The organism is Streptomyces katrae, from assembly GCF_000966975.1.
GTDB lineage: Bacteria > Actinomycetota > Actinomycetes > Streptomycetales > Streptomycetaceae > Streptomyces > Streptomyces katrae.
Genome location: NZ_JZWV01000598.1, coordinates 1 through 264, shown reverse-complemented (window position 1 = coordinate 264; position 264 = coordinate 1). Strand labels below are relative to the sequence as shown.

At 77.3% G+C, this 264-nt stretch carries 1 pseudogene; it reads left to right on the top strand.

The annotated features are described in order from the left end of the window. Nucleotides 1–118 (top strand): annotated as a pseudogene (locus VR44_RS49185) (spherulation-specific family 4 protein); the annotation flags it as partial. Between the last annotated feature and the right edge of the window lie 146 nt (nt 119–264).

Sequence of the window (264 nt, the reverse complement as noted above, 5' to 3'; positions counted from 1 at the left end):
CCCGCTGGCCGTGCGCACCGCGCACGAACGCGGAGCGGCGGTCTGCGGGCCCGTGACGGGCGAACTCCCCAACCCATGGAAACAGCCGACCCCCGCACTCACCGGGATGGAACGATGAGCCCCACCCCGCCGGCCCGCCCCACCCCGCGCAGCCGCAAGGGCCCGCCGGTCCGGCTCGGCCTGGTGGCCGTCCTGACGGCGCTGGCCCTGACCGCCTGCTCCACCGCGGACGACGAGGACGACGACGCCGCACCCGAGCCGTCC